The sequence below is a fragment of the Ancylobacter sonchi genome (assembly GCF_018390695.1).
Taxonomy (GTDB): Bacteria; Pseudomonadota; Alphaproteobacteria; order Rhizobiales; family Xanthobacteraceae; genus Ancylobacter; species Ancylobacter sonchi.
Genome location: NZ_JAHBGF010000046.1, coordinates 14,513 through 38,250, shown reverse-complemented (window position 1 = coordinate 38,250; position 23,738 = coordinate 14,513). Strand labels below are relative to the sequence as shown.

The 23,738-nt window shown below is 69.0% G+C and carries 21 protein-coding genes; 8 read left to right on the top strand and 13 right to left on the bottom strand.

All coding sequences use genetic code 11. From position 1 onward, the window contains the following. The first annotated feature begins 279 nt into the window (after positions 1 to 279). On the top strand, positions 280 to 1,752 hold the full coding sequence (locus tag KHC28_RS24410; protein WP_214010985.1) for a sensor domain-containing diguanylate cyclase: 1,473 nt from the start codon (positions 280 to 282) through the stop codon (positions 1,750 to 1,752). A gap of 53 nt (positions 1,753 to 1,805) precedes the next feature. Here the strand turns inward: KHC28_RS24410 and KHC28_RS24405 are convergent, their stop codons facing one another. Further along, the gene (locus KHC28_RS24405; RefSeq protein ID WP_214010984.1) at positions 1,806 to 2,222 is read right to left on the bottom strand and encodes a VOC family protein; all 417 of its coding nucleotides are present in this window, start codon (positions 2,220 to 2,222) and stop codon (positions 1,806 to 1,808) included. 195 nt (positions 2,223 to 2,417) lie between these two features. Between KHC28_RS24405 and KHC28_RS24400 the strand changes: the two genes are divergently transcribed. Continuing rightward, positions 2,418 to 3,191, top strand: a complete 774-nt coding sequence (locus KHC28_RS24400) for a ferredoxin--NADP reductase (RefSeq protein ID WP_214010983.1) — start codon at positions 2,418 to 2,420, stop codon at positions 3,189 to 3,191. 74 nt (positions 3,192 to 3,265) lie between these two features. Here KHC28_RS24400 and KHC28_RS24395 read toward each other — a convergent pair whose 3' ends face one another. After that, the gene (locus KHC28_RS24395; RefSeq protein ID WP_214010982.1) at positions 3,266 to 3,592 is read right to left on the bottom strand and encodes a hypothetical protein; all 327 of its coding nucleotides are present in this window, start codon (positions 3,590 to 3,592) and stop codon (positions 3,266 to 3,268) included. Positions 3,593 to 3,790: 198 nt separating this feature from the next. Between KHC28_RS24395 and KHC28_RS24390 the strand changes: the two genes are divergently transcribed. Then, positions 3,791 to 4,288: a GNAT family N-acetyltransferase gene (locus KHC28_RS24390; RefSeq protein WP_214010981.1), complete on the top strand. Its 498-nt coding sequence runs from the start codon at positions 3,791 to 3,793 to the stop codon at positions 4,286 to 4,288. A gap of 104 nt (positions 4,289 to 4,392) precedes the next feature. On the opposite strand, the gene ahcY is transcribed toward KHC28_RS24390, so the two are convergent. The 6 genes from ahcY to KHC28_RS24360 form a co-directional block, all read right to left on the bottom strand. Then, positions 4,393 to 5,799 (bottom strand): adenosylhomocysteinase, encoded by a 1,407-nt coding sequence (gene ahcY / locus KHC28_RS24385; protein ID WP_214010980.1) that lies wholly within the window; start codon positions 5,797 to 5,799, stop codon positions 4,393 to 4,395. Between the two features lie 871 nt (positions 5,800 to 6,670). After that, entirely contained in the window at positions 6,671 to 6,958 is a 288-nt protein-coding gene (locus KHC28_RS24380) for an HPr family phosphocarrier protein (protein ID WP_246565175.1), read from the bottom strand. A 17-nt stretch (positions 6,959 to 6,975) separates the two neighbouring features. Further along, a complete protein-coding gene (locus tag KHC28_RS24375; RefSeq protein ID WP_214010978.1) occupies positions 6,976 to 7,377 on the bottom strand; it encodes a PTS sugar transporter subunit IIA in 402 nt (133 codons plus the stop codon). A gap of 277 nt (positions 7,378 to 7,654) precedes the next feature. Continuing rightward, on the bottom strand, positions 7,655 to 8,140 hold the full coding sequence (locus KHC28_RS24370) for an HPr kinase/phosphorylase (protein ID WP_214010977.1): 486 nt from the start codon (positions 8,138 to 8,140) through the stop codon (positions 7,655 to 7,657). Positions 8,141 to 8,163: 23 nt separating this feature from the next. Continuing rightward, on the bottom strand, positions 8,164 to 9,990 hold the full coding sequence (locus KHC28_RS24365) for a sensor histidine kinase (RefSeq protein WP_214011480.1): 1,827 nt from the start codon (positions 9,988 to 9,990) through the stop codon (positions 8,164 to 8,166). A gap of 88 nt (positions 9,991 to 10,078) precedes the next feature. Next, positions 10,079 to 10,777, bottom strand: a complete 699-nt coding sequence (locus KHC28_RS24360; protein WP_213365125.1) for a response regulator transcription factor — start codon at positions 10,775 to 10,777, stop codon at positions 10,079 to 10,081. A gap of 278 nt (positions 10,778 to 11,055) precedes the next feature. Between KHC28_RS24360 and KHC28_RS24355 the strand changes: the two genes are divergently transcribed. From KHC28_RS24355 to KHC28_RS24345, 3 genes are all read left to right on the top strand, one after another. Then, positions 11,056 to 11,859 (top strand): HugZ family pyridoxamine 5'-phosphate oxidase, encoded by an 804-nt coding sequence (locus KHC28_RS24355; protein ID WP_246565174.1) that lies wholly within the window; start codon positions 11,056 to 11,058, stop codon positions 11,857 to 11,859. A gap of 141 nt (positions 11,860 to 12,000) precedes the next feature. Continuing rightward, a complete protein-coding gene (locus tag KHC28_RS24350; RefSeq protein WP_214010976.1) occupies positions 12,001 to 13,569 on the top strand; it encodes a phosphoenolpyruvate carboxykinase (ATP) in 1,569 nt (522 codons plus the stop codon). 64 nt (positions 13,570 to 13,633) lie between these two features. Then, positions 13,634 to 14,170, top strand: a complete 537-nt coding sequence (locus tag KHC28_RS24345; protein ID WP_214010975.1) for a DUF3016 domain-containing protein — start codon at positions 13,634 to 13,636, stop codon at positions 14,168 to 14,170. 81 nt (positions 14,171 to 14,251) lie between these two features. Here KHC28_RS24345 and KHC28_RS24340 read toward each other — a convergent pair whose 3' ends face one another. Continuing rightward, positions 14,252 to 15,676, bottom strand: coding sequence for a sodium:proton antiporter (locus tag KHC28_RS24340; RefSeq protein WP_214010974.1), 1,425 nt, complete (start codon positions 15,674 to 15,676; stop codon positions 14,252 to 14,254). A gap of 210 nt (positions 15,677 to 15,886) precedes the next feature. Here KHC28_RS24340 and recR point away from each other — a divergent pair, with 210 nt between their 5' ends. Beyond that, positions 15,887 to 16,501, top strand: coding sequence for a recombination mediator RecR (recR, locus tag KHC28_RS24335; protein WP_214010973.1), 615 nt, complete (start codon positions 15,887 to 15,889; stop codon positions 16,499 to 16,501). 102 nt (positions 16,502 to 16,603) lie between these two features. Here recR and KHC28_RS24330 read toward each other — a convergent pair whose 3' ends face one another. Next, positions 16,604 to 17,674 carry a D-alanine--D-alanine ligase family protein gene (locus tag KHC28_RS24330; RefSeq protein WP_214010972.1) on the bottom strand — a complete coding sequence of 357 codons (1,071 nt, stop codon included), beginning with the start codon at positions 17,672 to 17,674 and terminating at the stop codon, positions 16,604 to 16,606. Between the two features lie 341 nt (positions 17,675 to 18,015). Here KHC28_RS24330 and KHC28_RS24325 point away from each other — a divergent pair, with 341 nt between their 5' ends. After that, on the top strand, positions 18,016 to 18,729 hold the full coding sequence (locus tag KHC28_RS24325; RefSeq protein WP_214010971.1) for a DNA helicase: 714 nt from the start codon (positions 18,016 to 18,018) through the stop codon (positions 18,727 to 18,729). Between the two features lie 28 nt (positions 18,730 to 18,757). Here the strand turns inward: KHC28_RS24325 and KHC28_RS24320 are convergent, their stop codons facing one another. The 3 genes from KHC28_RS24320 to KHC28_RS24310 all read right to left on the bottom strand — a co-directional run bounded on the left by KHC28_RS24320 (position 18,758) and on the right by KHC28_RS24310 (position 23,734). Further along, positions 18,758 to 20,122, bottom strand: a complete 1,365-nt coding sequence (locus KHC28_RS24320) for an AmpG family muropeptide MFS transporter (protein ID WP_214010970.1) — start codon at positions 20,120 to 20,122, stop codon at positions 18,758 to 18,760. A gap of 119 nt (positions 20,123 to 20,241) precedes the next feature. Beyond that, positions 20,242 to 21,201, bottom strand: a complete 960-nt coding sequence (locus tag KHC28_RS24315; RefSeq protein ID WP_214011478.1) for a transglutaminase family protein — start codon at positions 21,199 to 21,201, stop codon at positions 20,242 to 20,244. A 19-nt stretch (positions 21,202 to 21,220) separates the two neighbouring features. Continuing rightward, positions 21,221 to 23,734 (bottom strand): circularly permuted type 2 ATP-grasp protein, encoded by a 2,514-nt coding sequence (locus tag KHC28_RS24310; RefSeq protein WP_214010969.1) that lies wholly within the window; start codon positions 23,732 to 23,734, stop codon positions 21,221 to 21,223. Positions 23,735 to 23,738 lie beyond the last annotated feature (4 nt).

Genomic DNA, 23,738 nt, shown 5'->3' with positions numbered 1-23,738 from the left:
GCCAGCAGGAGAATCACCGCGACGGTGATCCAGTGCCGGGCGGTGAACTCGTGCATGGTCATTTCGGCTGCCCCTTCTTCGGTTTCCCGATCATGATACCTCGACTATTGGCACAATATCGAAACTTATCGCCAATAGCCGCCGCGCCAACCGAATATGTTCGCTTGGGCGCCAAACGTGGTAAATGCTCGTTGAGGTCTGTCGCAACCGGACATGATGCCGCCGGTATCGGGACGTCCTCTGCGATGCGATCTAGCCGTACAGACGAGTGAAGCGCGGATGCTGCACCAGCAAACCCTCCCGCAGACGACCGACCATACCCCCGGGCTCGACGACAGCCAGATGTTCCAGCTGGCGCCGATCCCGATGTGGCTGGAGGATTTCAGCGAGGTCAAGGCGCTGTTCGACGGCTGGCGCGCCGCCGGCGTCACCTCGCTGCGCGACCATTTGTGGGAGGATGAGAGCCGGGTCGTGGCCTGCGCCAGCCGCATCCGCGTGCTGAAGGTCAACCAGGCCACGCTCGACCTGTTCGAGGCCGACAGCCTGTCGCATCTCGTCGCCAATCTCGACAAGGTGTTCCGCGGCGACATGCTGCGCACCCATGTCGAGGAGCTGGCGCAGCTGTGGGACGGCAAGACCCAGTTTTCCAGCCACACCAGCAACTACACGCTCGGCGGCCGCCGGCTCGACGTGCAGCTCAAGGGCCACGTGCTGCCCGGCCACGAGGAGCGGCTCGACCGCGTGCTGCTCTCGACCGAGGACGTCACCGACCGCGAGAACGCCCGCCGCGCCGCCGGCAAGGCGGAGGAATATGCCCGTGGCCTGTTCGAGCATTCGCCGGTGTCGCTGTGGGTGGAGGATTTCTCCACCATCAAGCAGCTGATCGACGACCTCCGCCATCGCGGCATCGAGGATCTGCGGGTGTTTACCGACGTGCATCCGGATTTCGTGCAGCGCTGCATCAGCGAGGTGCGTGTGATCGACGTGAACCAGCACACGCTCGACATGTTCCAGGCCGCCGACAAGAAGACGCTGTTCGCTAATATGGGCCGGGTGTTCCGCGAGGATATGCACCGGCATTTCCGCGAGCAGCTGATCGATTTGTGGAATGGCAAGCTGATGCACCAGCGCGAGGTGGTGAACTACTCGCTGGCCGGCGACGAAATCAACGTGCTGCTGCAATTCTCGGTGCTGCCGGGCCGCGAGCACGACTGGTCGCTGGTACAGGTGGCGCTCACCGACATCACTGCCCGCAAGAAGGCCGAGGCCTATCTCGAATATCTCGGCAATCACGACGTGCTGACCAAGCTGTACAACCGCTCCTTCTATGTCGACGAGCTGAACCGGCTGGAGCGGCGCGGGCCGTTCCCGGTCACCGTGCTGATGATCGACCTCAACGACCTCAAGCTGGTCAACGACCAGCTCGGCCACGCCGTCGGCGACGCGCTGCTGCGCCGGGCCGGCGAGGTGCTCGGCAAGGCGGTCGACAAGCCCAATGTCGCCGCGCGCATCGGCGGCGACGAGTTCGCGGTGCTGCTGCCGGGGGTCGACGTCGAGGGCGGCGCCGGCGTCATGGAGGCGATCGGCGAGCTGATCACCGTGAACAACCAGTTCTATTCGTCGCAGGCGCTCAGCGTCTCCATGGGCATGGCGACCAGCACGCCCGGCGAGCGCCTCGAGGCGGTGGTCCGGCGCGCCGACCTGCACATGTACGAGAACAAGCGCAACCAGGAGACCGAACCGCGCGGCTGATCACCGCCGCGCGCCGTCCCGGGGTACGTGGCGCCTGCTTACGTGGCGCCCGCTCACGCCACGGTCAGCCTCTCCAGCCCGCCGGCATGCACGAAGCACAATTTGTTGCCTTCCGGGTCGCGGCCATAGGCGCCATAATAGTCGGGGTCGTAATGCGGGCGCAGGCCCGGCGCACCCTCGTCGATGCCGCCATTGGCGACCAGAGCCCGCCAGGCGGCGTCCACCGCCGCCGGCGAGGGCGCGGCGAAGCTCACCTGCGTGCCGTTGCCCCAGGTGGCCGGCAGGCCATTGAACGGCAGCTGCACGAAGAATTGCGGCCAGCGCCGCCCGGGCATCGCCCACATCGCCCCCGGCGGGCCGCCATCCTCGGCGACCTCGACCCGAACGAGGCCGAGCGGCGCCAGCACCGCGTCGTAGAACGCCGTCAGGCGCGGCAGGTCGCGCGCGCCGAGAATGATGTGGGTGAACATGAGGCGCCCTCGCCGCTGCGGATCGCGCGCCATTGAGGCCGAGGGACGCGCCCCGCGCAAGCGGCGACGCTCGCACGCCGCGACGCGGAAACGTCACGGACTTCTCGACAGCGGCGCCGTTGCGCAGTAAACCCCGCCGCAGAGAATTACATGGCTTCCGACCAGTTTGGAAGTTTTCACAAGAACGGTTCGTAAATGAGCAATATGCATCACGAGCGGGTCCTATCGGTGCACCACTGGACCGACAACCTGTTCACCTTCACCACCACGCGCGATCCGGCGCTGCGGTTCAAGAACGGCCAGTTCGTGATGATCGGCCTGCCCGTGAACGGCAAGCCGCTGCTGCGCGCCTATTCCATCGCCAGCGCCAACTACGAGGAGACGCTGGAGTTCTTCTCGATCAAGGTGCCGAACGGCCCGCTCACCTCGCGGCTGAAGGACCTGAAGGTCGGCGACGAGGTCATCGTGGGCAGGAAGCCGACCGGCACGCTGCTGGTCGACTATCTCGTCCCGGGCCGCCGGCTCTATCTCTTGTCCACCGGCACCGGCCTTGCGCCGTTCATGAGCCTGATCAAGGACCCGGAGACCTACGAGAACTACGAGAAGGTCATCCTGGTGCACGGCGTGCGCACGGTGGGCGAGCTCGCCTATCAGGACTTCATCGAGAAGGAGCTGCCGGACAACGAGTATTTCGGCGAGCTGGTGCGCGAGAAGCTGGTCTACTACCCGACCGTGACTCGCGAGCCCTATCGCAACCAGGGCCGCATCACCGACCTGATCACCTCGGGCAAGCTGTTCGCCGATCTCGGCCTGCCGCCGCTCGACAAGGAAGACGACCGCGTCATGCTGTGCGGCAGCCCGCAGTTGCTCGACGACATGCGCGTCATCCTCAAGGATCTCGCCTTCGAGGAGGGCTCGACGACCGAGCCCGGCGATTTCGTGATCGAGAAGGCGTTCGTGGAGAAGTGAGGGCGTTCACCACGCGCCTCAGCAGGTAGTCCACCAGACGCAGCAGCGGGCCGACAAATCCCATCGGCCCGCTCTCAGCGTAGCCGGCCGGACGTGCCGCGCGGATCGTAGCCGTTGTTTCGGCCGTCGCGGTCGCGCGCGGCCTCCTCGGGCGACAGCACGCGGTATTCGGCGTCGATCACCGTGGGGCCACCCTCGGGGCGGCGCGGCTTGGTGCCGAACAGCTTGTAGGCGAGGCCGGCGATCAGCAGCACCGGCGCCACCACGATGAACACGCTTGCCGCCACCAGCGCCAGAGCCGTGCCGACGGCCAGTGCCACGGCGACGACGATCGCCACCTGCCACCAGCTCACCCGCTGCACGGTAAATCGCATCTGGCCGAACGGATCGTTCGCGTTCATTCCGGTTCCTTCCCTGGCTCACGGTCGCCCCGTGCCCGGGTGATATGGGAAGAATGCGGCGGGGTTCCAGACGAGCGCCGCTGAAATTCCCGTGGGCGCGACATTGCGCGCGGGGGCGAAGCCGCGTTAGACCGTTGCCATGGCGGCGCCGCCGGCGGCCGGGACGGCTCCGGGGACCGCCGGAGCGAAAGAACCACCATGCTGCTTCGCCATGCGGAGGAGCGCGACCTCGTCGGCATCCTCGACATCTATAATCGCGCCGTCCTCACCTCGACCGCCATCTGGAACGATGGCCTCGTCGACCTCGCCAACCGCCGCGCCTGGCTCATCGACCGCGTCTCCAAGCGCTACCCGGTGATGGTGGCGGTGGAGGAGAGCGAGGACGGCTCCGTGCTCGGCTATGCCAGCTTCGGCGATTTCCGCCCCTTCGACGGCTACCGCATCAGCGTCGAGCATTCGGTCTATGTGGCGGAGGGCGCCCGTGGCCGCGGCATCGGCGCGCAGCTGGTCGGGTCGCTGTTCGAGCCGGCACGCACCATCGGCAAGAAGGTGATGATCGGCGGCATCACCGCCGGCAACGACGCCTCCATCGCCCTGCACCGCCGGCTCGGCTTCGAACAGTCCGGCTATATGCGCGGCATCGGTATCAAGTTCGGCCAGCGGCTCGACCTGGTGCTGATGCAGAAGGAGCTGTGAGCGCCCCCAGCCGCCCGCCGGCCGCCCGACAACCCGCGTGAAACGACGAAGGCCGGGACGAACCCGGCCTTCCTTTATTCATCGATCGCGCCGCGGCGCCGCTCTCAGTAGCGGTAATGATCCGCCTTGAACGGGCCGTCGACCGTCACGCCGATATAGTCGGCCTGCTCGGGGGAGAGCTTGGTCAGCTTCACGCCGAGCTTTTCCAGGTGCAGCGCCGCCACCTTCTCGTCGAGCACCTTCGGCAGGGTGTAGACCTTCTTGTCGTATTTGCCGGGGTTCACCCACAGGTCGATCTGCGCCAGCGTCTGGTTGGAGAACGAGGACGACATCACGAAGGACGGGTGGCCCATGGCGTTGCCGAGGTTCACCAGCCGGCCTTCCGACAGCAGGATGATGCGGTTGCCGCCCGGGAACTCGATCTCGTCGACCTGCGGCTTGATGTTGGTCCACTTGAAGTTGCGCAGGCCGGCGACCTGGATCTCGTTGTCGAAGTGGCCGATGTTGCAGACGATGGCGCGGTCCTTCATCTGCCGCATGTGGTCGACGGTGATGATGTCCTTGTTGCCGGTGCAGGTGACGTAGATGTCGGCGCGGGTGAAGGCATCCTCGATGGTCGCCACCTCATAGCCTTCCATCGACGCCTGCAGCGCGCAGATCGGATCGACCTCGGAGACGATGACGCGGGCGCCGGCCTGGCGCAGCGAGGCGGCCGAGCCCTTGCCGACATCGCCGAAGCCGGCGACGAAGGCGACCTTGCCGGCCAGCATCACGTCGGTGCCGCGGCGGATGGCGTCCACCAGCGACTCGCGGCAGCCATAGAGGTTGTCGAACTTCGACTTGGTCACCGAGTCGTTGACGTTGATCGCCGGGAACAGGAGCTTGCCCTGCTCGGCCAGCTTGTAGAGGCGGTGCACGCCCGTGGTGGTCTCTTCCGACACGCCCTTGATCGACTTGGCGACCTCGGCGAACCAGCCCTTCGGCTTCTCGGCGAGCAGGCGCTTGATCAGCGCGAAGAAGATCTCTTCCTCTTCCGAGCCGGGGGTATCGAGGAAGGCGGTGTCGCCGCCCTCGGCCTTGAGGCCGTAATGCACCAGCATGGTGGCGTCGCCGCCATCGTCGAGGATCAGGTTAGGGACGCCGCCGCCATGCCAGTCGAACAGCTTGGCGGTGTAGTCCCAGTACTCGGTCAGCGTCTCGCCCTTATAGGCGAACACCGGCACGCCGGCCTGCGCGATGGCGGCGGCGGCGTGGTCCTGGGTCGAGAAGATGTTGCAGGACACCCAGCGCACGTCGGCGCCGAGCGCGACCAGCGTCTCGATCAGCACGGCGGTCTGGATGGTCATGTGCAGCGAGCCGGCGATGCGCGCGCCCTTCAGCGGCTGCGACGGGCCGTATTCGGCGCGGATCGCCATCAGGCCCGGCATCTCGGTCTCGGCGAGATCGATCTCCTTGCGGCCGAAGCCGGCGAGGCTGATGTCCTTGACGATGTAGTCGCTGGCGGTGGCCATGGTCGGTTCCTTTTGCCTGACGAGCCGCGCGCCGCCGCCATGCCGACGGCATGGACGAAGCGGCTCCGGCCCGATGGATCGAAGCTCGGTCGGGTTGATAGCAGTCCCGACGGGAGGTTTCAATAACGATATAAAGATGTCTTTATATGACAGGCGAAAACGAAGCCTGAAATGCGGCCCGCCGCACACGGGCGGCCGCCTCCGAAATGCCGCCGGCCGCGCTCGACAGGCCCGTCGCTCTTTCAACCGACGCCGGGGCCGGGCACCTGCGAGCCGCCCCTTAACTTCCCTCTCCGCCCGAACCCGGCTGCCGCCGGGCTCGGTTCCAGCAACAGCCGGCTTCGGCAGAGAAGTGGACCGCTCGGCGGCGCGATGTCGGGGAACGACATCGGGAAGCGTAGAGCCCGCCCACCCCAACCCCTTCCCCAAGGGAAGATGGTAAAGACTCTGCACCAAGCCATAGGGCGCCGGTCCCGCAGGGGTTCGACCCGGCCCCACATCTCAAAAGGCTACTCGGAAAGGGCAGGGCAAGAAGGCAGCCAAGAAGGCAGCGGCGGTCCCGGTAGACCTCCGGGCCGCCCCTTAACTTCCCTCTCCCCATCCGAACCCGGCTGCTGCCGGACGCGGTTCCGGCAACGACGGGGTTCGGCGGAGAGGCAGGACCGTTCGGCGGGACGGTGACGGGGAACGACATCAGGAAGCGTAGCGCTTCCTCGCCCCACCCCTCTCCCCTCGGGGAGAGGGGGAGAAGCCGCGCCCGGCCATGGGTCGCCGTCCCGGAAAGGTCCGACCCTGCCGGCTCCCGAGGGGATGATCGTTGAGAACGATAAGGAAGAAGGCTGCGCTCCCGGTCGAGCCGCCGCCCGAGCCGCTACTCGCCCTCGCCGAAGCGGTCGCCCACCAGATCGGCCAGCGCGGTGATCGCCGCCTCGGCCTCGCGGCCCTCCGCCTCCACCAGGATGGAGGTTCCCGGCGCGGCGGCGAGCATCATCAGCCCCATGATCGAGGTGCCGCTCACCGTCTCGCCGCAGCGCGTCACCCGCACCACGGCGTCGAAGCGCTCCACCGTCTGCACGAATTTGGCGGAGGCGCGGGCATGCAGGCCGCGCTTGTTGAGGATGGGCAGTTCGCGCTGCAGGTTGGCGGAGGCGGTAGCCAAGCTGATGTCCCCGCCCGTCATTTCCCCGCGAGCACGCGGCTGGCGATGTTGATGTATTTGCGCCCGGCTTCCTGCGCCTGCGCCACGGCGACGTCCATCGGCACCTCGGCGCGCACGGTGGCGAGCTTGACCAGCATCGGCAGGTTGATGCCGGCGACCACCTCGATGTCCGGCTCGGTCATCACCGAGATGGCGAGGTTGGACGGCGTGCCGCCGAACATGTCGGTGAGGATCACCACGCCATGGCCGGTGTTGACCGCCTTCACCGAGGCGACGATGTCGAGACGGCGCTGCTCGATGTCGTCATCGGGCCCGATGGTGACGGCCTCGATCTGGGACTGCGGTCCCATCACATGTTCCAACGCCGCACGGAACTCGCTGGCAAGGCGTCCGTGGGTGACGAGTACAAGCCCTATCATTCTGCTCCGCCGTGCGGCTGACCGGCACGATCCCCGGCGCGTCCGTACGACGCTGCCAGGATTTCCGAGACAAGCGGGCCGACCCCCCGCTCCCGTGGGGGAAGCATCATCGTTGCGCTGCACATAATTGGCAAGTACGCCGCGCGAAAGCCTGGGGATGACGGGGGACAGGCGGCGCCGCGCGCGAACAAGGCCTAAGCCACGGAAACAACTAATGTTTCGCCGGAACAGCGGCAACGCCTGCCGAAAAGCGTCGGTAATTTCCACCGGATATGCTTTAAGTTTCCTGAAGCGCGGCCTCGGTGGAGAGCATCGCCAGCACTTGGTGCACCGCATCGCCGCGGTCGTAGACCGGTAGCCGGGTGAGCGTGACGCCGCCGATCGCGAGGCGGCAATCCTCCGGGCGCGGCATCCGCGCGCCGTCGGGCGTGTGGAGGTCGACCACCAGCGCCACCTCGACTTCCGCGACATAGGGCAGCCGGCGCAGCCCGGCGCCGCGCACCTCGAGGAGGCCGGCGAGCGCCGGCACCGGGGCGGCGAACAGCCCATCCCCGCGCCGCTCCAGCACCAGCCGGTCGTCGCCGACCAGCACCGTCTCCGGGATGAGGCCGGTACGCCCGGCGAGGATCAGCGCGAAAGCGAGATGCGACTTGCCGGCGCCGGACGGCCCGCGGATCAGCACCCCGGCCTCGCCCACCCGCACGCAGGAGGCGTGGTGGGTGGAACTGCGATGGGTACCGGCGATCGGTCCGTCCTCGGTCATCCAGGTTCCCTCCCCTTATGTCCTCATGTGCAGGGCAGCCTTACGATGAAGCGCGCCCCGCCGCTCGCCCCTTTCTTCGCCGGGCGGCGGCGCTTGCGCGGCGGCGCGCCCTCGGCCGGCTCGGGCTCCGGCGGCGGCGGGGCGGGGGCGCGGTTCTCGGCCCAGATCCGCCCGCCATGCGCCTCGACGATCTGCTTGGAGATCGACAGGCCGAGGCCGGAATTCTGCCCGAAGCCCTGCTCCTCCGGCCGATCGGTGTAGAAGCGCTCGAAGATGCGGGCGAGCGCGTGCTCGGGAATGCCCGGCCCTTCGTCGTCGACGATGATCTCCACCCCGCCCTTCACCTTGTGGCAGGCCACCCGCACCTCGCCGCCCTTGGGCGAGAAGGAGCGGGCATTGTCGATCAGGTTGTTGATCACCTGCCCAAGGCGGGAATCGTGGCCCTGCACCACGAAGGGCACCGGCTTGCCGCCCTCGACCTCCGGCTCGAAGCTGAGCTTCACCTTCACGTCGTCGCCACGCACCACGTCGTTCTGCACGCCGCACACCGTGCCGAGCAGGCGACGCAAATCGACCGCCTCGGCCTCCTGGCGCTGCAATTCGGCATCGAGGCGCGAGGCGTCGGAAATGTCGGTGATCAGCCGGTCGAGCCGCTTCACGTCGTGCTGGATCACCTCCATCAGCCGGCCGCGCGAATTGTCGTTCTTGGCGAGCGGCAGCGTCTCGACGGCGGAGCGCAGCGAGGTCAGCGGGTTCTTCAATTCGTGCGAGACGTCGGCGGCGAAGCTCTCGATCGCCTCAATGCGCGAATAGAGTGCGTCGGTCATGTCGCGCAGGGCGCCCGACAAATGGCCGATCTCGTCGGAGCGGCCGGTGAAGTCGGGGATCTCGACGCGCTGGCGCGTCCTGCGCCGCACGCGCTCGGCGGCATCGGCGAGCCGGCGCACCGGGCCGGCGATGGTGCCGGCGAGCAGCAGCGACAGCACCACCATCACCACCATGGCGACGACGAACACCCGCACGATGACCAGCCGCTCGGCCGCCACCGCCTCGTCGATCTCGCCGCCCTGGGTGGAGAGCAGCAGCGCGCCGAGGATGGCGCGGAAGCGCTGCACCGGCACCGCCACCGAGACGATGATCTGGCCGCGCTCATTCACCTGCACGGCGCTGGCCTTCTGGCCGAGCAGCGCGTCCACCACTTGCGGGTAGCCCTTGCCGTTGTTCGGCCCGAGCTCGTGATAGACTGGCAGGTCGCCGCGCTCGAACCACATCTTCATGCTGTTCCAGCCGTGCTCCATCCAGTTCGGCTGGCGCGCGGTCGGCTCGGGCAATTCGAAGCGCAGGATCTCGCCGCGCGAATAGAGCGAGCGCGAATCGAGCAGGAGGATGCCGTCGCGGTCATAGATGCGGGCGCGGGTGCCGGTCGGCTCGACGAGACGCTTCAGCACCGGGGCGACCCGCTCCGGGTTGATCGGGAACTCCAGCGGCGCGAAGCCTTCCTCGCCCGGCCCGTAGCTCTCGCCGGCCTGCAATTCCAGCAACCGCTCGGGATCGATGGTGATGGCGTTGGAATCGACCTGCGCCGAGGCGGCGATGGCGCCGGCGATGATCTCGCCCTGCACCAGCAGGCTCTGCACCCGCGCGTCGATCAGCCCGGCGCGGAACTCCGACAGATAGAGGATGCCCGCCACCAGCGCGCCCATGCCGGCGAGGTTGAGCAACACGATGCGGCGGGTGAGGCTCGACGAACTCTTCTGCTCGACGAAATGCTTCAGCCGGCGCAGGCCGCTGAGCAGGCCGGCGCCGAGCGCGCCCGCCACGCCGCCGCGCCGGCGCGCCTCGGCCGGCATCGACGTCTCGGGCGCGCCGTCATCCTGCTCCTCCGGGTCCTCGCCGGGCGGCAGGTTGCGCGTCTGCTCCGGGTCGAGCACGAGCCGCCTACTCCTTGAAGCGATAGCCGACGCCGTACAGGGTCTCGATCATCTCGAAATTGTCGTCCGTCACCTTGAACTTCTTGCGAAGCCGCTTGATGTGGCTGTCGATGGTGCGGTCGTCGACATAGACCTGATCGTCATAGGCGGCGTCCATCAGCGCGTTGCGGCTCTTTACCACGCCGGGGCGGGTGGCGAGCGCCTGCAGGATGAGGAACTCCGTGACGGTCAGCGTCACGTTCTCGCCCTTCCAGGTGCAGGTGTGGCGCTCGGGATCCATGCGCAGCAGGCCGCGCTCCAGCACCTTGGCGCTGTCGGTCTCGCGCGGCGCGGTGCCGTCCTTGGGGGCGACGCGGCGCAGCACCGCCTTGACCCGCTCGACCAGCAGGCGCTGCGAGAACGGCTTCTTGATGAAGTCGTCGGCGCCCATCTTCAGGCCGAACAATTCGTCGATCTCGTCGTCCTTGGAGGTGAGGAAGATCACCGGCATGTCGCTCTTCTGGCGCAGGCGGCGCAGCAGCTCCATGCCGTCCATGCGCGGCATCTTGATGTCGAAGATGGCGAGGTCGGGCGGGTTGCTCTTGAAGCCGTCGAGCGCGGTGGCGCCGTCCGTATAGGTCTGGATGCGGTAACCTTCGGATTCGAGGGCGATCGAGACGGAAGTCAGGATATTGCGGTCGTCGTCGACGAGAGCGATGGTCGGCATCTACATGTTCCTGTTCGGCGGCGGATGTCGCAACCGGCGGTGAACCGTGCTGGCGTGGCCAGAATGTGACACGCAAGCAGACTCAGATAGAAATAGCGCGTTTCGAAGCGGTTAGCCAATGCGCCGGCCCGCAGGGGTGGGGATGACGGGCGCAAACTTCCGTGTCGGGCGTGCGAAAATGCCCGCCGGTCCCGTGTGGCAGGGGCTCGCACTTGACGCTGCGGCCGGGCTTCGTCACTGAGACAGTCGGCCGGGAAAGCCACGCGGGAGACCTTCCCATGAACGACATGAACGCCTCCGGTTTCGATGCCGCCGCCACGGTGAAGCGCCTGCTGCGCGAGGCCCGCACCGGCGCGCTCGCCAGCCTCGATCGCGACGGCTGGCCCTATGCCTCGCTGGTGCAGGTGGCGAGCCTGCATGACGGCGCCCCGGTGCTGCTGCTGTCGCAGCTCGCCCGCCACACCCGCAACATCGCCGGCGACCGCCGCGTCAGCCTTCTGGTCGACGAGCGCCGCGAGGGCGACGAGCTGCAGGGCTCGCGCGCCAGCCTCAAGGGGCACATCTTCCGCGTCGAGGGCGAGGCTGAGATCGCCACCGCCCGGCGCCGCTTCCTCGCCCGCCACGCCGATTCGGCCGGCTTCGCCGACTTCAAGGACTTCGCCTTCTACCGCATCGAGCTGGAGAGCGCGCATCTGGTCGCCGGCTTCGGCCGCATCGCCGAGGTGCCGGCTGCCGATTTCCTCACCGACCTGTCCGGCGCCGGGGAGGCACTGGCGAGCGAGGAAGGCGCCATCGCGCATATGAACGAGGACCATGCCGACGCCATCGGCCTCTACGCCACGGCGCTGCTCGGCGCGGCGGCCGGCGACTGGCGCATGACCGGCATCGACCCGGAAGGCTGCGACCTCGTCCGCGGCCACGAGGCGCGCCGACTGCCCTTCGGCCGGCGCATCACGGGCGCCCACGACGTCCACCGCGTCCTGGTCGAACTCGCGGTGAAGGCTCGCGAAATCGCCGGCGTGCCGGCCCGGCGCCGCGACGGCGACGCGCCCGCCGACGAGCACCAGCACGACCATCACTGACGGCGAAACGGTATCCAAATATAGACGGGTCGCCATCGCGGCGACCCGGTTTCGCCATGGTTTCGACCCTGTATGACAGACAAATGGCCCGAGTGCTCCGTCAGTTTGCCGCCCGGCGGATATGACGAGAAGGAGTAACACATGCTGGAAACCGGCATGCGCAACCAGGAGAACGCGGCAGCCGCTGCGGGTCTCTCCGGTTCGGGCAAGGTGTTCTGGAACCTTGCCGGCCCCACGCTTTACGAACGCGCCATCGCCCGCGGCGAGGCCCGTCTGTCCGCCACCGGCGCGCTGGTGGTCGAGAGCGGCACCGCGTCCGGCGCGGCGCCGCTGACGCGGCATCGGGTCGGCGAGCCGGCCGAAGCGTCGGAAGGCGCGGCGCCGGAAGGCACGGCGTCGGAAGGCACGGCCTTGCTCGGTCGCGCGGCGTTCGACGTGCTGCGCGACGACATGCTCGCCCATGCCTCCGGCCGCACCTTGTTCGCGCAGGACCTGCATGTGGCGATCGCCCCCGGCCGGATCCGCCGGCTGCGGGTGTTCACCGAACATGCCTGGCACGCGCTCGCCATCCGCAACCTGATGCAGGCGTCCGAGCGCGAGAGCATCGGTAGCTTCGTGCCGGACGTCACCCTGTTCTGCCTGCCGGCGTTCCGGCCGGATGCCGACCGCCACGGCATCGCCGGCCCCGGCCTGATCGCCGAGGACACGGAGGCCGGCCTGCTGCTGGTCACCGGCACGCTCGATCTCGGCCATGTCGAGCAGGCGCTGGTCGCCCATGTCGGCGACGTGCTGGCCGGCGACGTGCTGGCCGGTGCCGGCGCGCTGACGCTGAGCGGTGCCGCCGCGCTTGATGCCGAGGGCGGGCTCACCCTGTTCCTCGGCCCGGCGGACAGCGGCAAGAGCGCGCTGGCCGGCACTCTCACCGCCGATCCGCGTTTCGTCCTGATCGCCGACGGCCCGCTGGGCTGGAGCCGGGACGGCGTGTTCGGCCTGTTCGTCGGCCGCCGCCGGCGGATACACACTCTCGACGCCAGGGGCGGCTTCGGCACCATACTGGAGAACGTGCCGCTGGATGCCGACAGCCGCGAGCCGGACCTGTCCGCCGCCCCCGCCGCGCGGGCGGTGCTGCCCGGCGTCGAGCCCGGCCGCGCCGGCGCGCCGCGCACGCTGTTCCTGGTCAGTTGCGACGGCTTCGGCGTGCTGCCGGCCATCGCCCGGCTCAGCCCGGAACAGGCGGTCTATCACCTTCTGTCGGGCTACACCGCTCCGGCCGAAGACGGCGCGCCGCGCGCGCGCTTCGCTCCCGACCGCCACCCGGCGCCCGGCGCGCATCTGCTGCGCGAGCTGATCGCCGACGGCGACACCGTCTGCTGGCTGGTGAATACCGGCTGGAGCGGCGGCCAAGCCGGACGCGGCGCCCGCATCCCGTCGGAAGCCTCGCACATTCTCGTCGCCGCCGCGCTCGACGGCTCGCTGGCGGCGGGCGCGTTCCGCCCCGATCCGCATTTCGGCTTCGAGGTGCCGGTGGAAGTCGAAGGCGTCGAGGCGAAGCTGCTCGATCCCGTCGGGGCCTGGGCCAATCGCCGCGACCACGCGGTGGCCGCCAAGCGCCTCGTCGGCATGTTCGCGGAGAACTTCGCCCGCTTCGAGGCCGAGGTCGATCCGGAGGTCCGCGAGGCCCAGCCGCGCATGGCCATCGCCGCCGAATGATGGCAGGCTGTTCCCTGCCCGGCCCGGCGCGAGAGCGTCGGGCACGACGGCCGGAGGACAGCCGATGCGCCCGACACGCCTTTCCGTCCTGACGCTGCTGGCGGCGCTGGTCGCCGCCGGTCCCGCGAGCGCCACCCCGGCCGGCATCTCGCCCGCCGCTGCGGCGGCCCCCGCCACGGCGCGGGTGAATTTCATCGCCCCGCAAGGCTATGTCGACGGCAATCTCGAATGGTCGCCGGTCGACCAGCGCCTCACCTTCGAGGGACTGTCGCGCATCTTCGACCGCGAGGCCCGCCGCGCCCTGCCGCCGGGCACCGCGATGGAGGTCGACATCCTCGCCCTCGACCTCGCTGGCAAGATCGATCCCCTCGCCTCGCGCACCGGCGAGCTCAGGGTGATGCGCGCCGACACCTGGCCCTCGCTCACCCTGCGCTACCGGCTGGTCCGCGACGGCCGGGTGGTCGGGCGCGGCGAAGAGACGCTGCGCTCGATGAACTACCTGATGAACCCGCGCGCGGCGCGCTCCGGCGAGCCGCTGCGCTATGAGCGGGCGATGATCGCCGACTGGTTCCGCGCCCGCTTTGCCGGCACCTCGTCCTGAAGCTTTGAACGCGGCCCGCCAGCCCGCCGAAGCGCCCTCTCCCCGTCGGGGAGAGGGATGGGATGAGGGGGCTCGCCCCGCTCAGCGGAAATACAGGAAGGTAAGCAGCGCGAAGCAGGGCAGCAGGAAGACGCCCGACCACACCATGTAGCCGAAGAAGCTCGGCATCCTCACCCCGCGGCTGCGGGCGATGGCCAGCACCATGAAATTCGGCGCGTTGCCGATATAGGTGAGTGCGCCCATGAACACCGCGCCGGCCGAGATCGCCTCCAGCGTCACCGCATGGGTGGTCATCAGTGTCTGAGCGTCGCCGCCGGCGAGGTTGAAGAACACCAGATAGGTCGGGGCGTTGTCGAGGAAGCCGGACAACAGGCCGGTCATCCAGAAATAGCCGGCATTCACCGGCTCGCCATTGGCGTCCGTCACCAGCGCGACCAGCGGGGCGAGCGCGCCGTTCGCCCCCGCCTTCAATATGGCGATCACCGGGATGATGGTGAGGAAGATTGCCGCGAACAGCTTGGCCACCTCGCGGATCGGCTCCCAGTCGAAGCCGTTGCGCTCGCGGATGAACGCCGGGGTGATCCAGATCGAGACGCCGGCCAGCGCCAGCAGGATCAGGTCGCGCAGCACCGAGGGCAGCGGCAGCGGGGTGCCGGCGACGTTGAACTCGATGTCCGGCTTCCACAGCGCGCTCAACAGGATGGCGCCGATCACGCCCGCGAGCAGCGGCAGGTTGGCAAGTCCGCGCAGGCCGATGCGCTCGGTGGTGGGGGTCGGGTCGTGCTTGGGCGGCCGGCCCTCCTCGCGGGCGTGGAACCAGCGGTCGAGCAGGTAATAGGCGGCGAGCAGCAGCACCACCACCAGCACGGTGTCGTGGAACAGGTGGCTGGTCGTCCAGAAGAAGTCGACGCCCTTCAGGAAGCCGAGGAACAGCGGCGGATCGCCGAGCGGGGTCAGCGAGCCGCCGATGTTCGACACGAGGAAGATGAAGAACACCACGGTGTGGACATTGTGCCGCCGCCCGTCATTGGCGCGCAGCAGCGGGCGGATCAGCACCATGGAGGCGCCGGTGGTGCCGATCAGGCTGGCCAGCACGGTGCCGATCGCCAGCAGCGCGGTGTTCACCGTTGGGCTGCCATGCAGGTTGCCGGTGACGAGGATGCCGCCGGAAATGGTGAACAGCGTGAACAGGAGGATGATGAAGGGAATGTATTCCAGCAGCGCCGCGTGCATCACCTCGTAGACGGTGACGCCGGTGCCGGCGAACGCCACGAAGGGCACCAGCACCGCCAGCGCCCAGAACAGCGCCACCTTGCCATAGTGGTGATGCCAGAAATGCCCGGCGACCAGCGGCATGATGGCGATGGAGAGCAGCATGCCGGCGAAGGGAATGCCCCAGGCCAGCGACAGGCTCGCCCCGTCGAGGCCGGCGCCCTCGGCGGCCAGCGCCGGGCTGGCGGTCATCAGGGCGCACAGCGCCGCCAGCAACGCGAACGGCTTCGTCATCAGTTTCCTCGCTGGAATCGGCTTCTGGGAGGCTTCAGGACGTGGCATCCCGGTTAGCAACCCGCCTTTGCGCTGTCGAGGAAATCCGGGGCGGCGGCCTTCGATTTACCTAGGGTCAGCCTGGCGTCAATCCGGATCATCGCACGGCGAAGAACTTGCGCGTCCGGCTCCCGCCGGCCTAATCATGCCCGGCCATCGGGAGGATGAATCATGGCCCGCGCCGTCGCCGGTCCCGAAATCGAACGCCTCGTCCAGCTGCTCGCCCGCGTGCCCGGGCTCGGGCCGCGTTCGGCGCGCCGCGCGGCGTTGCAACTGATCAAGAAGCGCGAGGCGCTGATGGCTCCGCTCGCCGGAGCCATGGAGGAGGTGCTGGCGAAGATCGAGACCTGCCCGGTCTGCGGCAACCTCGACGTGAAGAGCCCCTGCCTGATCTGCTCCGATCCCACCCGCGACCCCACACTGATCATCGTCGTCGCCGACGTGTCGGACCTGTGGGCGCTGGAGCGTTCCGGGGCGATGAACGCCCGCTACCACGTGCTCGGCGGCACGCTCTCCCCGCTCGACGGCATCGGCCCGGACGAGCTCAACATTGCCGGCCTGATCGGCCGGGTGCGCGAGGGGCATGGCGGCGCGGTCGGGGAGGTGCTGCTGGCGCTGCCCGCCACGGTGGACGGCCAGACCACCGCCCATTACGTCACCGAGCTCCTGCGCGAGACCGGGGTGAAGGTCACCCGCCTCGCCCATGGCGTGCCGGTGGGCGGCGAACTCGACTATCTCGACGAGGGCACGCTCACCGCGGCGATCCGCGCCCGCACCGCGCTCTAGAGCCCTTTCCGATCAGGTGAAATCACCTGATCGATAGGAAAGTGCTCTAACCCAACAGGCTCCAGACGGGCGGAAGCGGCTGCGCGCGCTGCGGGAAAGCCTCTACTTCCCCGCCCGCGCCAGCCCGTGCGCCACCAGCCGGTCGATCAGCTCGGGATAGCCCACCCCGCTCGCCGCCATCGCCTTGGGATACATGCTGATATTGGTGAAGCCGGGGATGGTGTTGAGTTCGTTGACGAGGATGCGCATGTCCTGCGTCACGAAGAAATCGGCGCGCGCCATGCCGTCGCAGCCGAGCGCGCGGAAGGCGCCGGCGGCCATTTCCTGAAGCTGCGCCTCGACCTCGGCCGGCAGCTGGGCGGGAACGATGATCGCCGCGCCGTCGGCGTCGATATATTTGGCGTCGTAGCTGTAGAAGCCGTGGCTCTCGGCCGGGCGGATCTCGCCGGGGCGCGAGACGAACAATTCGCCGTCGGGCTGCTCCAGCACGCTGAGCTCGATCTCGCGGCCGGCGATGAACTCCTCGGCGAGCAGCTTGCGGTCGTGGCGGAAGCCCTCGACCAGCGCCGCGGCGTAGTCCGCCTCGCTCGTCACCTTGCTCACGCCGACCGAGGAACCCTGCCGCGCCGGCTTGATGAAGATCGGCAGCCCGAGCGTCGCCGACAGCTCGGCGAAGCTCGGCTCGGCGCCGGGATGGATGGTGACGGAGCGGGCGGTGGCCAGCCCGGCGCCGACATAGAGCTTCTTGGCGATGTCCTTGTCGAGAGCGGTGGCCGAGCCGAGGATGCCGCAGCCCACCAGCGCCACCCCCGCCACCTCGGCGAGCCCCTGCACCGAGCCGTCCTCGCCGGGCAGGCCGTGCAGCACCGGGAAGATCAGGTCGATGGCGGGCAGTTCGTGCGGCACGCCGCCGGCCGGCAGCGCGACGAGGCGCCCGTTGCCACCCGGCACCAGGCAGAGCTCGGTGCCGCTCGCAGGCCGCTCCAGCTCGCCATCCTCGAAGCGGCTGGCGAGCCAGCGGCCGTCGCGGGTGATGAACACCGGCACCGCGTCATATTTCTCCGGGTCCAGCGCCCGCATGACATTGGTGCCCGACATCACCGAGACGTCGTGCTCGGCGGAACGGCCGCCGAAAAGCACCGCGATGCGCAGACGGGTCGAGGAGGTGGTCACGGGGTAGCTCCGATGGAATGCGGGGATGGGGATGCCCGGAAAGACGGCGCAGGCGCGCCACGGAGAATCGCCACCGCGCGCCTGCGGTTTGCGGAACGTTCGAGCCACCTCGGTTAACAGCCGATTAAGGCGGCGGCACGGGAACCGCCAATCCCGCTCGCGGCTGGCGGCGTCCCGTTGTCCCGGCCCCCACCCTTCCGCTAGATTCCGATTCGGGCGTGCCCGCGCCTCCCCCCTCCACCGGGAAAGCCTCTTTCAGGCAGGGCAATCCAATCATCGGACCATCCGGTCGGGCGCGCATGAGGAGGGGTTGCGAACATGGCTCGCACAGGAGGTTCGCAATGAAGCTTTCCGCCCCCGTCCATCGATTGAAACGCCAGGCGCGCCTCATGTCGCGGCGCGAGGAATTGCCGCTGCACGCGGCGCTGGACCGCGTCGCCGCCGAACAGGGCTTCGCCCGCTGGAGCCTGCTGGCGGCGAAGGCCGCCGGGGCGTCGCGGGCGAGCCGCCTGCTCGCCCGGCTCGAACCGGGCGAGTTGCTGCTGATCGGCGCGCGCCCCGGCCAGGGCAAGACGCTGCTGGCCCTCGAGCTCGCAGTGGAGGCGATGCGGCAGGGTCGGCCCGCCGCCTTCTTCACGCTGGAATATGCCGAGCGGGAGGTCGCCGGCCGGCTGCGCGCCCTCGGCGTCGAGGCCGCCGCGTTCGCCGGCCTGTTCACCTGCGACTGCTCGGACGCGATCAGCGCCGACCATGTCATGGCGGTTTTGGCCGCGGCGCCGCCCGGCATGCTGGCGGTGATCGACTATCTCCAGCTGCTCGACCAGCAGCGCGACAAGCCGGACCTGATGAACCAGATCCGCACGCTCAGGGCGTTCGCCCGCGAGCGCGGGCTGACGCTGGTGTTCATCGCGCAGATCGACCGCTCCTACGATCCGGCGTTGAAGCCGTTGCCGGATCTCGACGATGTGCGGCTGCCGAATCCGCTCGACCTGTCGCTGTTCAGCAAGGCCTGCTTCCTGAACGAGGGCGAATTCCGCCTCGACGCGATCAACTGACGGCCGAGCGAAGCGGGCGGCGTAGCGGTCAGGTGGCCGCCTGCGCCGCCAGCGCCCGGAAATGCCCGCGCGCCTGCAGGAAGGCCAGCAAAGCGAGCCCCGGCAGCGCGGCAAACGCGGTGAGCGCGAAGAACCACACCCAGCCGGTGCTCTCAGCGATGAACCCCGCCCCGGCGGCGAGGAAGGTGCGCCCCACCGCCGCCAGCGCGGTCAGGAGAGCGTACTGCGTCGCCGTATGCGCCCGCGCGCCGCACAGCGCCGAGATATAGGCGACGAAGATCACCGTGCCGATGGCGCCGGTGAAGTTCTCGACCACGATGGTCAACGTCAGCGCCGCGAGGTCGACGCCCACCCAAGCCTGCCAGGAGAACACCAGGTTGGAGGCCATCTGCAATATGCCGGCGATCCACAGCGCCCGCCCCAGCGGCAAGGCGCGGGCGATCAGCCCGCCGGCGAAGCCGCCGAGCAGCGCCGCCGCGAAGCCGACGCCCTTGACGATGCCGGCATAGGCCGCCTTGTCGAAGCCGATATCGATGACGAAGGCGCCGGTGAGTACCCCGGCGAAGGCGTCGCAGAACTTGAAGAACACCACGAACAGCAGGATGGCGATGGCGTCGCGGCGCAGCAGCATGTCGGAAAACGCGCCGATGGCGGTATCCCAGATCCGCCGCGCCACATTCGCCTCGCGCGGCACCGCCTCCCCGCGAGTCTCCCCCTCCCCGGGTTCGCGGGCGAACAGCGAGGCGAGGAGGCCGACGCCCACCATCGCAGCCGCCGCCGCATAGCCCCAGGCCCAGACATCGGCGCGGGCGACGCCGATCGCCTCGAACCAGGCGACCAGCAGGATCACCCCGGCGCCGGAGGCGAGCATGCCGACCCGGTAGGCGGCGACATAGCCGGCCATGCCGGCGGCCTGCTCGCGGGTCTCCAGGCTCTCGACGCGGAAGGCGTCGACGACGATGTCCTGCGTCGCCGAGGCGCATGCGACGAGGAAGGCCCCGAGCGCCACCTGCCAGGGCGCGGAGACCGGGTCCTGAAGGCCAAGCCAGAGGATGGCGACCACCAGCAGCAGCTGGGTGAACACCAGCCAGCCGCGCCGCCGCCCGAGCAGGCGCGACAGGATGGGCACGTCGAGCGCGTCGACCAGCGGCGCCCAGACGAATTTGAAGTTGTAGGGCACCCCCACCAGGGCGAACAGGCCGATGGTGGCGAGGTTCACCTTCGCCTCGGCCATCCAGATGGTCAGCGTCGCGCCGGAGAGCGCCAGCGGCAGGCCGGAGGAGAAGCCGAGCAGGATGACGATCAGCACCCGCGGCCGCAGATACACCGCGAGGCTGGCGAGGAAGCCGTCGGTCCCGTCGGCGGGGGCGGCGCGGCTGGCGGTCTCGGTCATGGGCGAGGCCTCGGTCGGCGGCGAACAAGGGGGCGGCGATTCGCGGCGCCGCCGGAAATGTCTAACCCGCCGTCATCGCGCTGTCGCGCCGGCCCCGCGCGAGCTCACGCATCGGTGCGTCAGCCGGGATTTTCGGTCGCATCGTCCACCGCATCGGCCTCATCGGCCGGCGCGGGACGCAGCTTCGCCGGAGCGCCCTCCTCCGGCATCGGGATGACGTCGACGGCAACCGACAGCTTCTGCCGCCCGGAGCCCACCAGCACCCCGCCGATCGGCGCCACATCGGTGTAGTCGCGCCCGACCGCCAGCACCACATGGTCGGTCGAGACCACCAGCGCGTTGGTGGGATCGAGCCCGACCCAGCCGATTTGCTCGCCACACCAGACACTTACCCAGGCATGGGTGGCGTCCGCGCCCTGCAACCGCTCCTTGCCCGGCGGCGGCTCGGTGCGCAGGAAGCCGGAGACATAGGCCGCCGGCAGGCCGAGCCCGCGCAGGCCGGTGATCATGATATGCGCGAAATCCTGGCAGACCCCGCGCCGCATCTCGAAGGCTTCGATGGCCGGGGTCGAGACGTCGGTGGCGCGGCTGTCATAGGCGAAGTCGGCATAGATGCGGCGCATCAGCTCGATCGAGGCGGCCAGCATCGGGCGGCCGGCGGGGAAACTCTTGCGCGTCCAATCGGTTATCGGCGTCTTCAGCGCCACCGCCGGGCTGGGGTAGATGTGATGCACCGGCGAGAGCGGCGACAGATCCTCGCTGTCGCCCACCGCCTCGCGCACCTCCTCCCAGCTCGGCCCGGAGGCCGGGTCGCATTCCGGGGAGGGATCGACCTCGACCCGCGCCGAGGTGCGCACGGTGAAGCGGGTATGGGCGGTCTCGAGGCGGATATGCGCTACCTGGTTGCCGAAGAAATCGCGGGTCTGCACCCATTCCGCCGGCTCGGGATCGACGGAGATATGGCTGTCGGTCACTCGCTGGCCGGGACGGCTCACCGGCACCATGCGCACGATATGTCGGGCCACCGGCACCGGCGAGGCATAGAGATAGGCGGTGGTCTGGTGGATGTCGTATTTCATGGCTGCCACGAACCCACGCTCACGCCAGAAGATCCCACGGGGTCTCGACCGGCGAGCGATGGATGAAATAGTGCTCGGCGATGTCGTTCGACAGCTCCATCAGCTGCCCCTCCACCTCGGTGAGGCGGGCATCGTCGAACTCATTGGCGCTGAAAGCCTTCATCGAGGCGAGCAGGCGGGCGGCGAGGCGCTCCTCGGGCAGCGGCGGCTCGTCGCCATGATGGCCGGGCAGCTGGTCGAGATGCTCGGCGATGGCGTCGATCTGGTAGGCGAGCGAGCGCGGATTGACCGGGTCGAGCAGCACGAGGTCGAGCACCGGCGCCCGGCTCTCGGTCATCACATAGCGTGAACGGTAGGTGATCTGGCTGTCGCAGAGCTCCAGCAGCACGTCGAGCGTCGCGGCGCTCACCGTCTCGCCCACCAGCGTCCGCGCCAGCCGGGCGGTGGAGATGCCGCGCTCGATGCGCCGGCCGAGATCGAGGAAGCGCCAGCCGGCCTGGCGGTTCATATTCTCCGAGGCGAGGCCGGAAAACGCCGAGAGCGCCCGCAACGAGCGCTCCAGCCGTTCATGCGCCTCGGCCTCCGCTCCCTTGGCGGGCACCGGCTCCGCCAGCATCAGCGCCATGTCGGCCAGGGTGCGCCAGGCGTCGGGCGACAGGCGGTCGCGGATCACCGAGGCGGTCTGGCGCGCCGCCTCGACGATACTCGGCAGGGCGCCGGCGAGGTCCCGGCGCGACAGCGCGGCGAAGGCGTGGCGGGTGGTGTGGGTATAGGCGAGATCGGCCGGCACCGCGCCCCAGGACTGCAGCAACTGGGTGAGCTTGGCCACCGAGGCGGTGTCGCCCTCAATGGTGGAGGACAGCCTCCCGACCAGCGTGCGCAGCAGCCGCAAGGTGAGTTCGGCACGCTCCACATAGCGGCCGAGCCAGAAGAAATTGTCGGCGGCGCGGCTCGGCAGCGGGCCGATCTGCCGTCGCACCTCGGCCGCGCCGGGCGCCGGCAGCAGCGTCGTCTGGTCGACCGGACCGCTGCCGAGCACCCAGACATCCGCCGAGCGCCCGCCGCGCTGCATGGTGACGGCGCGGGAATCGACGCTGTCGGACACCCGGCAGAACCCGCCGGGCATCACCTGCCAGCCCTTCTCGGTGGCGGCGACGAACAGGCGCAGGATGAAGGGCCGCGGCTCCAGCTGGCCGTCGCGCCACAGCGGCATGGTGGAGAGGCGCACGGTCTCCTGGCCGATGAAATCCACCCCGCGGGTGCGGATGGCCTTGATGATTGCCTCGCGGCGGGCCGGCTTGAGGTCGGCGCCGATCACCGGCCCGTCGTCGAGCAGCCCCGGCAGGGTGCGGGCGAAGGCGGGAGCGATGACGAGGTCGTCGAACTCGTCCAGCACCCGCTCGCGTTCGGCTTTCTGGCCGCACCACCAGGTGGCGACGTTCGGCAAGGCGAGGTCCTCGCCGAGCACGCGCGGCCCGATCTTCGGCAGGAAGCTCATCATCAGCGGCGCTTCGATCAGCCCGGCGCCGAGCGCGTTGGCGAGCGCCACCCCGCCGGCGCGGATCGCCTGCACCAGGCCGGGTACGCCGAGATGCGAGCGCGGGTTGAGCTCAAGCGGATCGACGAAATCGGCGTCGAGGCGGCGCATCAGCACGTCGACGCGCTTCAGCCCGGCGACGGTACGCACATAGACGGCGTTGTCGCGCACCGTCAGGTCCTCGCCCTCCAGCAGCACGAAGCCGAGATAGCGGGCGAGATAGGCATGCTCGAAATAGGTCTCGTTGAGCGGACCGGGGGTCAGCAGCCCCACCCGACCCTCGCCGGATAGGTCGAGCCGGGTCAGGCCGGCGCGCAGGCCCTGGAAGTAACCGGCCAGCCGCACGACGTTCATCGAGCGCGACAGGTCCGGCAGCGAGCGCGAGATGGCGATGCGGTTTTCCAGCGCGTAGCCGGCGCCGGAGGGCGACTGCGTGCGGTCCTGCAACACCCACCAGCGCCCATCCGGCCCGCGGCCGAGATCGGCGGCGTAGAGGCGCAGGAAGCTGCCGCCATGCGGGTCGACGCCGACGAGCGGGCGCAGGAATTCCGGGCTGCCGGCCACCGCCGCCGCCGGCAGCGCGCCGGAGCGCACCAGTTCGCCGTCGCCATAGATATCGGCCAGCACAGATTCCAGCATCTGTGCCCGCTGGATCAGGCCGCGCGACAGCGCCTGCCATTCGCCTTCGTCGATGAGCAGCGGCAGATGCGCCAGCGGCCAGGGCCGCTCGCCGCCGCCGGCATCGTCATAGACGCGATAGAAGACGCCGGAACGGTAGAGATAGCGGTCGGCGGCGGTGAAGAGGCGGTTGACCTCCTCCACCCCCATTTCGGCAAGCGCGGCGAGCAGCGGCCCCCAATGCGGGCGCAGCTTGCCGTCGGCATCGACGAGCTCGTCATGCACGCCAGGCAGCGGCCGATAACCGGACAGCAGCGATTCCGCCGCTTCGGTTTCGAAGCGGCGCGTCAACGCCTGCAGCTCGCTCCCTCCTGCCATGGCC